The sequence below is a fragment of the Bradyrhizobium sp. Leo170 genome (assembly GCF_004296405.1).
In the GTDB taxonomy this organism is placed as follows: domain Bacteria; phylum Pseudomonadota; class Alphaproteobacteria; order Rhizobiales; family Xanthobacteraceae; genus Bradyrhizobium.
Map to the genome: position 1 here is coordinate 1 of NZ_PSRR01000351.1, position 9,017 is coordinate 9,017.

Below are 9,017 nucleotides of genomic sequence, written 5' to 3' on the forward strand. Positions count from 1 at the left end.
TGTGATAGACCACTAGATCGTCGCGCCGGACCCGGTCGCATCGATAGAAACTGGCCAGTTCGTCGGCCAGTGCCGAAGGCGTGAGCCTGGTGACGGCACTCCAGTCGGTATGGCCAGCCGACCCGTCGCCGTTACGGACGCGACGCGCTCCGTCTTCCCTCTGGCCATCGCGCAACGCGCCCCTTCCCGCGAGATAGGTCATGAAATCGTTCGGCGGCACGGCTGCTGTCGCAGTCGCATTGTTTTCGTGCGCTAGCATTGCACAGCTCCGACATGCCTGGCCCGCACGGCAGGTTCTTCCACAGCGCGAAGCGACATGAGGCGACGATGACGATCGACGAGCACGCCGATGATGATGTAACTTCGGAGGCCCTGCATCCTAACCGCACCGTGCTGCTTTGCGGATTTGCGGCCGTCGCGCTGGTCTCCGCTGCAACGCTGCCATGGCCGCACGCGCTGGCGTCGACCGTTCTCGGCACACTGATGATTGCCGGCGCCGATATCGACGCGCGTAACTTCCTGCTTCCCGACATCGTCACCGGAAGCGCCCTCTTCGCAGGGCTTGTTGCCACGACCGTGCTCGATCCGTTCGATCGCTGGAGTGCGCTGACCACCGCACTGGGCGGTGCCATCCTGGTTGCCGCGGCACTCTGGCTGATGCGCCGGACCTACAGATGGCTGCGGCAGCGCGAAGGCCTGGGGCTCGGCGACGTCAAGCTCGCGGCCGCCATCGGCGCGTGGCTCCCGCTCGACATGGTGCCGCTGTGCTTCGCATTGGCAACCGGCGCCGCGTTGATCGCCGTGCTGCTGACACGGCTGCGTGACCATTCCGTCGAGCGCACGACAAAACTGCCATTTGGAGCCTTCCTGTGTCCCGCCCTTTGGTTGGTCGACTACGCCGTACGACTGCAGGCGGCTTGATCTCGGATTTGAGAGTATCCGATGCGGGTGGCGAAGGCTTCGCAGCTCAAGCGTCAAACATGGTGTAGCCACCTCGGCAGATCGGACGGTGTGAGCCTGCCTCCCCATTACATCTCACCTGCCGCCGCCGAATGGCAATCGCCGGGCAAGCGTATCGTTATCGCTCAGTGGAATTCGCGATGAGCGATCCCGCTGGCCGAACGGACTTCGGCGCTGGAACGCGCTTCCCGGCATCCGCGCGCCGCGCTCGAGACAAACCGCGCAATGCACCATTGCCTGCTTGAGCTCGACCTGTATCGTGCGCACGCTGACGCCGAACCGCTCCGCCACCTGCCGTAATGGCACCTCGTCAACACATATCGCCATGAGAATCTCCCGACGGCGAGCGGGCAGCTCCTGGATCACCTGCTTGAGCGCGTTGATCTCGGAGCGGGCTTCGATAATCCTTTCCGGGCCAGGGCTGTCGTCGACCAGATCGAACAGCGCATCGGTCTCCGAAACGGTACGGCGGCGGCGCTCCGCAACGCGCCGGTTGCTGATGGCACTCATCGCCACTCGGAACAGATATGCATGCAGATCGCGAACGGGTCCGATACCGTCCGCTTTGCTCAAGCGCAGAAACGTGTCCTGCAAAGCCTCGTTGGCGAGATCCGCGGATCCGGTCCGTCGTGTCAAACGCTGTTTGAGATCGTCGTAACTTGCGACGAGGAGCGTGAGCAACGCCGTTCGATTGGTGTCGCTCATTGCAGGGGCCCCATCCCCAACCGCGGCATTTGACACGCTTCAATTCGGTCGCGCCGTTTCTAGCCAAGGTTGATGACATGGAAATGAAACCATAACGCGTGCTGGTTTCGTGACGCACTACGCAACAGTCAATGACACACGTTTGATTTCTTGCGCACGAAACGAGCGGCAAGAATGCCGCGCTCGTTGGGGCGATGATCGTACATCCGCAAATACCGTCGGCGGTGCAAGCTTCTGCGCGAGCGTGACTGCGATCGTTCGCAACGAAGCGCATGTCACGACATGCCGTTGATGGCCATGGTCCGGTGCGACGTCTGCACACGTTCGATGCCACGCAAGGCCACGGCACTTCCCGCATCGATGCTCAGCGCTCCGCGGAAACTGGTCTCTGCATCGTCGGGGCGATCGAGCACACAATAAAGATCGCCAAGCGCGCAATGGGCGGTAACACGCTGCGGATCGAGTGCAAGCGCATGTTTCAGGCTGATTTCCGCGCCCTGCGAGTTGCCGCGCGCGGCACAGGCGCGCCCAAGCGCCTCGTAGAACTCCGCCGATTGTTGCTGATTGATCTTGGTCGCCGCCAGAAAATGCATCATGGCGTTGTCGATGTCACCGAGCTCGCACAGCGCGAGGGCGTATGCGGCGTGCAACGCGTCATCATTGGGGGCAAGTTCCAGCGCCTTGCTGTAATGCTCATGGATCAGGCGCCTTGCCGTATCGGCATGCATATCCGCCTGCTCGCCATCTCCCAGCTTGCGCAGGGCGCTGGCATAGGCGGCGTGGGCATCCGCGTTGGTAGGTGCGAGCTCGATCGCCTTGCGATACTGGGCAAGCGATTGTTCCGTCTTCTGAGCGGCCATCAACGCGTCGGCCAGCAGTGTCCGTGCCAGCGCGAGATCAGGAGCCAACCTCACCGCCACCTGCAGCCGCCTGAGTGCGAGCTCTCCGTCGCCCGAACCGAGCTCCAGCGCACCGAGATTGCACAGCGTGTTCCCATGCTCGGGATCAAGGGAAAGAACATGCTCGAACAGCTTCTTCGCACGACCAAGATTGCCTACCTTCTGTTGGCGACAGCCCTCAACGAACAGCGCATCGCAGAGGACCGCATCCGATGCACGTGGCAGCGCGATCCTCTCCTGCGACAGTGGCACTGCGGCGCCGGCTGTTGACCACATTTCCGCACGCACTCGCTCGACCACATCGCCCCAATCGCCCGCTTCGGCCTGCCGAAACAGCCGCGCCTGCGGATACCAGGGTGTATCGTCACGATCCCTGAGCCAGCGCCAGTCGCTGCCTTTGGCGAGCAGAATCCAGACCGGCTTGCCCATCGCACCGGCCAAATGGGCAATGGCGCTGTCGATGGAGATGACGAGATCGAGATTGGCAATGATCGCCGCGGCATCGGCGAACGATGTGGCGTCGATTTGTGCACCGGCATTGACGATGCCAATATCGAACTCGGTCAGCTGGTTCTGTCCGGGCCCGACCTGCAGGCTGACAAAGCGCGTGCCCGGGCAGTCGAACAAGGGCCGCAGGCGATCAAGCCGCAACGAGCGGCGCCAGTCGTAGGGGTGTGCCGGATTGCCCTGCCAGACCAGGCCGACGGAAAGACCGGAGTGGGCGCCAAGGCTATCATTGAGCCGCTCGCGCCACCGCGCGACCAGGTCCGGATCAGGCGTGATGTAGGGAACCGTCGCAGGAACTGCATCGCTTTGCGTTCCAAAGATCAGCGGCAACGACATGAGCGGCACATGCACATCAAACGCCGCTGCCTCTTCCTCGGTATCGAAGACGTCGTCGATGCCGTCGACCGTTCGCATCAGCGGCAGCAAGGGCCCTTGCACACGCAGGATCACCCGGCCGCCGCGCGCCTTGATCATCGGCGCATAGCGCACGAACTGGATGGTGTCCCCGAAGCCCTGCTCGGATTGCAGCAGGATCGTCTTGCCGGCGAGATCCTCGCCCTGCCAGCATGGCCGGTCGGTCGGCAACAGATGCTTGCTGACTTCCGGTTCCTTGAGCCGCCACTCGTTGTGCGGCCACGCCGCCCGCCAGTCGCCACGGACGAACAGGCAGATGAACAGCATCACGTGCAGCTTTGCGTGCTCGGGATGCCGTGCAAGCGCGTCTTGCAGCAGCACGACCGCCTCGTCCCTTCGGCCCATATCGTTGAGCAGAACGGCAAAGTCGACCGCGGGGTCGGCATAGTCGGGCGCGCACGCCAGCGTGTCGCGGAACGCGTCGTGGGCGAAATCCATCAGATCCAGGGTCGTCAGCGCACGGGCGAGACCAAACAGCGCCGCGATATTGTTCGGCTGCAACGTCAGCGCGGCGGCGTACGCGGCCAGTGCCTGCGGATGCTGGCGCACCTTGAGAAGCAGCAGACCGAGATTGGCGTGCGCCTCGCTGTCAACCGGGTTGAGCTGGATCGACTCCTCGAGCAAGTCCAGCGCCCGCTCATCCTCGCCGCGTTGCAGCGCGATCACGCCGCGGATGAGCTGGACCCGCGGCCGCGCGGTGGGTTCCGATGCCACGGTCTCGAACAAGACCTCGGCGCTGTCGAACTGGCCGCTCTGATAGAGATCGAGGCCGCGGTTCATGACGGTCTGGATGAATTCCATCCGCCGTTCGGCCGATGCATGTTTCAGCATCGAAGCCCCCAACGCCAGCGCCTCGCCGCTCGCTGCTTTCAACATCGGCACGGTCCTTCTTTCAGCTTGTCCACTTTTTTCGTCATGGCCGGGCTCGTCCCGGCCATCCCGATCAGGAAGGCAGTGCGCCCCTAAGCGGGGTCACCCCTGCGACTCGGCTTCGCCGAGTCGCAGAGGTCAAGCCCGGTGACGACGAGTAAATTGTCCTAAGCCGCGCCCCGCGCGGTCTTGGCCTCGCACCATTCGGTCCACAGCCGCATCAGTTCGCGTGAGAGGTTGTCGGCAAAGCGCGGCGCGTCGCACAGGGGGGACGCGGCGACGCGGGCGCGCAAACCGGAGCGCAGGTCGGCGAGTTCGTCACGCCGGCGGGTCCAGTCGACCGCCATGGCGACGTAGTCGTCGATGCTGGTCGTGCAGAAGCTGCCGAGCCCGGCTGCGGTCAGGTGGGCCGCGGAGTGGCGGCCGGCGAACGTGTCGCCGACGAAGGTCACGGTCGGAACGCCCATCCACATCGCCTCAAGCGTGGTCACGCCCGCCGAATAGGGGAACGGATCGAGCGCGAGGTCGACGTCGCAATAGGCCTGCAAGATCTTCGGCTGCTCGGCTTCGCCCACAAGCTCGACACGCTCGCGTGGCACGCCGCCCTGGCCGAGCACGTTGTAGATGGCGTCGCGCGTGCTCGCCTCGCCGAGACCGCCATAGACCATGAGGATTCGCGAATCCGGCACCTGCTCGAGAATCCGCGCCCAGGCCTTGCCGACCTCGCTGTTGAGCTTCGCCGGCCGGTTGAAGCAGCCGAATGTGAAGCGGCCGCCATTCGCGCTCGGCAGCGGCAGCACCTCGGGGGCTTTCTCGGGCGGATGATAGCAGACGTAGCAGTCCGGCAGGCGGATCGGACGCTCGATATAACTCGCGTCATGCTCCGGCGGAATTTCCACCGGATCGGCGATCAGGCCGTCATAGGTGTCGAGCCCGACGGTGCCGACATAGCCGGCCCAGCCGAGCTGGATCGGCGCCGCGCGCGTGGCGAACAGCGACAGGCGGTTGCCGGCGGTGTGGCCGGCGAGATCGAACAGGATATCGATCCGATCATCGAGGATCTGCTGCCCCAGCGCCGGCCCGTCCATCCCGGACACATCGCGCCAGGAGACCGAGATCTCCTTGTAGCGTTCGCTGAAATCGTCGTCCTGCCGCTTGCTGTCGGTCTTGTAGCAGCAAATCTCGTAGCCGAGCGCGGCGAGCGCCTCGAACGCGCGCAGGACCAGGAACGACACGGCGTGACGATGCATATCCGCCGACACCAGGCCAAGTCGCGGCTTGCGCGTCGGATCCGGCGTGTTCGGAAACGCCAGCCGATCCATGGGCGCGGTCGGCCGATACAGCGTCGCCCACCGCCTGTGGGCGTGCAAGAGCTCGTCGCGCGTGACGCCGGGCTTGTGCTGGAGCGCGAACAGCAGCGTTCCGGCGAAGCCGGGGTTGGCAGGATCGAGCTCGCCCGCCCGCCGATAGGCAGCGACAGCGTCCTCGATGCGGCCCTGCCCGAGCAATCCGAAACCGCGGGCGACATGATGCTCGCCCTGCAGCGGATCGAGTGCGAGCGCGCGATCGACATAACTCAAGCCACGCTCGAACTGGCGGTGATTGATCAGGAATTGACCGTACATGTACTGCGGCAGAGCCACGGTCGGAGCGCTGTCGGCGGCGAGTTCGAACAGCCGCCCCGCCTGCTTGTCGCGCACCGCCAGCCCGAAATTCACGCCGAGCTCGATGATCGCCTTGTAGTTCTGGCTGTCGAGCGTGGAGGCGGCGCGGAGATCGTCGACCGCCTTGTCTGACCGTCCATCACATAGGCGAGACCGCGTGTGCGATAGGCCTCCACGTAGCCCGCATCGAGCTCGATCGCCTTGTCGAGCGCCGCGAGCGCCTCGCTGCGCCGGTTCTCGGTGAGCAGCGCAAGACCGAGACTGTATTGCGCGAGCGGCATGTTGGGCAGCAGGCGCAGCCCTTCCTGAAGATAGGGGATACCATCCCGGGTGCGCCCGGTGCGCGCCAGACACGTGCCGATCTCGGTCAGCGCCGGCGCGTGGGTCGGCGTCACCCTGAGTTCCGCCATGAACGCCTCGCGCGCGTCGTCGAAGCGATCGAGCCGGCACAGCGCCACACCCTTGCAGTAGTTGAAGGCGGGCTGGTCGGGCGCGAGCCGCGCCGCCTCGTTGAATGCGCGCAACGCCTGACGCCAGCGATCCTGCTGCCCATGCGCGACGCCCTGCTGGTGCAGCTCCTGTGCGCGCCGCAGATTGGCGGACGGACGCTCGCCTCCGTTGATTGCGGGCGATCTCGCGGCGGATGGTGACGGCACCGGCCGTGCCAGAATTGCATGGCCGCCATGCTCCTCGCGTATCGCGAGGCGCCCGCCTGAATTGTCTTCCATGTGGGAGGCCTCGCTTGAAACAATTCCCGCGTCGATGGCACCGCCGGAAGACGGTCATCAGGTCGGGATTCCATAGATCATTTCTCAGAGTATTGCTAAGTTATTTTTCCAAACATGACTCGAAATTTTCTCTTCGCGAGGTCAAGGCTCATGTTGTCTATTAGATGTTAGCCAATCATCGACGACGGAGACATAACTTCGACGCGTGAGTGACTTGCAATCTTCATGTGCCATCGCTGCGACCGTGACAGATATGCATAAAATTACTTCATCAAATCTTGAACATTACTTTGCACTCTCGTGACGACGGGATGACGACGCGCGCCGCTGGTTACAAACCCCACAGGACCTGAGACATGAAAATGCAATCGTCCAAATACCTGCTCGGCACCGCGTCGGTGCTCGCGCTGCTCGCCTCCTCGGCCACCGTGCCCGCGAACGCGGGCGCCTCCTCGGCCACCAAGCCGATCTACTTCGCCGGCAGCACGCTCGCCTCGGAAGCCTTCCGGCAGATTCTCGACTGCTACACGGGCGGCACCGTCGGCTTCGGGTTCGGCGCCACGGCCAACGACGGCTACCAGTTTGGCGGCTTCCCGGCACCGGGCCATCTGCCGACCACCTGCACCGTGAGTACGGTGGTGAACGGCCTGTATGCCGGCGTCGGCTCCGGCAACGGCACCCGCGGCTTCATCGCCAACAACCCGCAGCAGTGGTATAGCGGCTCAGTGACCGCAGGCTCGGTGATGACGTCGACGATCACCACCATGTTCCTGCCGGCGGCCAAGCCGCCGATCATCGACTTTTCGAATACGGGCTCTCCGGCGACGATCTTCGGCAGCTATCCGTATCCGCGTGTCGACGTCGGCATGTCGGACTCGCCGCTGGCGATTGCCACCGGTGCCACGACCCTTACGACGGTGTCGTTCACCTTCACCCCGGCGCAAAGCTGGTCGACCACCGGCGGCGTGACACCCGCTATCACCGTGGGCACCTCGACGGCTGTTGCCTATAACCCCACCACCTATGGCGCGCCGATCCAGGTTCCGGCGTTCGAGGTCAACGTCGCGATCGTCGTCAACACGAACGGGATGACCACCGTTAGCGGAACAACAACAATAAGCAGCGTCTACTCGGCGGTCACAGGCGCGGGCACCACGCCAGGCACCCAAGCCAACCAAGGCGCCGCCATCCAGCTCACCACGGCGCAGATGTGTGCGATCTTCTCGGGCCTGGTGACCGATTGGAACGACACCACTCCCAACAAGGTCCCGTACCTCGACAGCGCCGGCACACCACAGCTCGGGGCCTTCAACGACGCCAACAAAGACCCTTCGGGCGTGGCGCAGCCTTACTCGGCGACCTCCAAGACCATCAGGGTCGTGTATCGCGGGGACGGCAGCGGCACGAGCTTCATCCTGACCAACTATCTCAAGGCTGTCTGCCCGCAGATCTCCTCCACGTATGCGACGATCTTCGGCGCCACGAACCTTCCGAGCACGAGCTTTGCGACCCTGATCGCCAACATCAACAACTCGGCCGTCACGTCGCAGTGGATCGCCCAAACGGGAAGCGGCAACGTGGCATCCAATGTCAGCACCGACGCAACCAACTCGGGCCGAATCGGATACGTCAGCGCCGACTTCTCCCAGCCGTACACCACCAACGTCCCGACCGCGGCGGGGGGGACCGTCACGGCACCGTATTCGGCAGCGCTGCAGAACGAACAGCTGCGCATCGCCGGCATCTATGTTCCGGACAACACGACACCTACAACTCTGGAGTTCATCGCGCCGACACCGGCCGGTGCCCTCAACGCGTGGACCGACACCCGGCTGCGGGTGCCGGCCACGACCTGGACCTGGGTTGACTTCAACATCTACAACAACGTCTTCGGCTCGGTGACCCAGGGCGGTGTGAGCGTGACCGGCAAGTCTGTGCTGCCGCTCACCAACAGGGCGAACGCCTATCCGCTCAGCGGCACCGCGTTCATGTTCCTCTATAGCTGCTACAAACTCCCGACAGGAGAGCAACCCACCGACCCCGTCAATCGCGTCACCAGTCTGACGAACTACCTGACCTGGCACTACGCTGCCAGCAACCCCTTGCTCACGGGCGTGATCCAGAACGTCGGGTTCAACCCGGTGCCGGCCGCCTACGCGACCATCATCAGGAACAAGTACCTGAGCCCCTCCAGCGCCGAACGAATCGCCATTGGGGGCACAGCCGGCACCAACTGCGCCAGCGCCAGCGGCGCGCTGTAAGCCAGCGCC

At 64.0% G+C, this 9,017-nt stretch carries 6 protein-coding genes and 1 pseudogene; 2 read left to right on the forward strand and 5 right to left on the reverse strand.

Annotated features, from left to right (window positions below; all coding sequences use genetic code 11):
* A pseudogene (locus tag CWO89_RS36325) lies at positions 1–259 on the reverse strand (hypothetical protein); the annotation flags it as partial.
* Between the two features lie 68 nt (positions 260–327).
* Between CWO89_RS36325 and CWO89_RS36330 the strand changes: the two are divergent.
* Complete coding sequence (locus tag CWO89_RS36330) at positions 328–921, forward strand: prepilin peptidase (RefSeq protein ID WP_130583203.1); 594 nt, start codon at positions 328–330, stop codon at positions 919–921.
* 114 nt (positions 922–1,035) lie between these two features.
* On the opposite strand, the gene CWO89_RS36335 is transcribed toward CWO89_RS36330, so the two are convergent.
* The 4 genes from CWO89_RS36335 to CWO89_RS49275 all read right to left on the reverse strand — a co-directional run bounded on the left by CWO89_RS36335 (position 1,036) and on the right by CWO89_RS49275 (position 6,747).
* Positions 1,036–1,665, reverse strand: coding sequence for an RNA polymerase sigma factor (locus CWO89_RS36335; protein WP_130583204.1), 630 nt, complete (start codon positions 1,663–1,665; stop codon positions 1,036–1,038).
* A gap of 275 nt (positions 1,666–1,940) precedes the next feature.
* A complete protein-coding gene (locus CWO89_RS36340) occupies positions 1,941–4,361 on the reverse strand; it encodes a tetratricopeptide repeat protein (RefSeq protein WP_130583205.1) in 2,421 nt (806 codons plus the stop codon).
* A 161-nt stretch (positions 4,362–4,522) separates the two neighbouring features.
* Positions 4,523–6,073 (reverse strand): O-linked N-acetylglucosamine transferase, SPINDLY family protein, encoded by a 1,551-nt coding sequence (locus CWO89_RS36345; RefSeq protein ID WP_349644927.1) that lies wholly within the window; start codon positions 6,071–6,073, stop codon positions 4,523–4,525.
* Positions 6,070–6,747, reverse strand: a complete 678-nt coding sequence (locus tag CWO89_RS49275) for a tetratricopeptide repeat protein (RefSeq protein ID WP_349644928.1) — start codon at positions 6,745–6,747, stop codon at positions 6,070–6,072. Before CWO89_RS49275 ends, CWO89_RS36345 begins: the two co-directional genes overlap by 4 nt.
* Before the next feature lie 362 nt (positions 6,748–7,109).
* On the opposite strand from CWO89_RS49275, the gene CWO89_RS36350 reads away from it, so the two are divergent.
* Entirely contained in the window at positions 7,110–9,008 is a 1,899-nt protein-coding gene (locus CWO89_RS36350; protein ID WP_165421474.1) for a substrate-binding domain-containing protein, read from the forward strand.
* Positions 9,009–9,017 lie beyond the last annotated feature (9 nt).

Bases quoted from the DNA above. Each gene is read 5' to 3' on its own strand.
- CWO89_RS36330 (WP_130583203.1), top strand. From the start codon at position 328: ATGACGATCGACGAGCACGCCGATGATGATGTAACTTCGGAGGCCCTG.
- CWO89_RS36335 (WP_130583204.1), bottom strand. From the start codon at position 1,665: ATGAGCGACACCAATCGAACGGCGTTGCTCACGCTCCTCGTCGCAAGT.
- CWO89_RS36340 (WP_130583205.1), bottom strand. From the start codon at position 4,361: ATGTTGAAAGCAGCGAGCGGCGAGGCGCTGGCGTTGGGGGCTTCGATG.
- CWO89_RS49275 (WP_349644928.1), bottom strand. From the start codon at position 6,747: ATGGAAGACAATTCAGGCGGGCGCCTCGCGATACGCGAGGAGCATGGC.
- CWO89_RS36350 (WP_165421474.1), top strand. From the start codon at position 7,110: ATGCAATCGTCCAAATACCTGCTCGGCACCGCGTCGGTGCTCGCGCTG.